The organism is Acetobacter fabarum (genome assembly GCF_040702925.2).
GTDB lineage: Bacteria > Pseudomonadota > Alphaproteobacteria > Acetobacterales > Acetobacteraceae > Acetobacter > Acetobacter fabarum_B.
Genome location: NZ_JBFCXX020000074.1, coordinates 1 through 279, shown reverse-complemented (window position 1 = coordinate 279; position 279 = coordinate 1). Strand labels below are relative to the sequence as shown.

The 279-nt window shown below is 53.0% G+C and carries 1 protein-coding gene; it reads right to left on the bottom strand.

All coding sequences use genetic code 11. The features are described from left to right. Window positions 1–279 (bottom strand): hypothetical protein (locus tag AB2L51_RS15145; protein WP_400922653.1); only part of this gene is annotated, 279 nt, incomplete at both ends.

Sequence of the window (279 nt, the reverse complement as noted above, 5' to 3'; positions counted from 1 at the left end):
CACTTGCATTACGCTTGAGCGGGTTGCGGAAAGGAAACGCAACCGGCAGCGTTTCATAGGCTGAAGGAAAACGCCGATTGACCTGTGGAATTGCCTTGCCGGCCTTTATCTGGTCAGAATCAACATCATGCCCCACCTCCGAGAAAGCGCACCACTGCAGATACTCGGGAATCGTGTATCCCCAATACCCCTTGTCAGCCAGGCAAGAAAGCATCGCGAGCGGATCTCGACCGTTAGACAAAATCGCGATATCGGAGAAAGTCTCCAACAACACCGAAC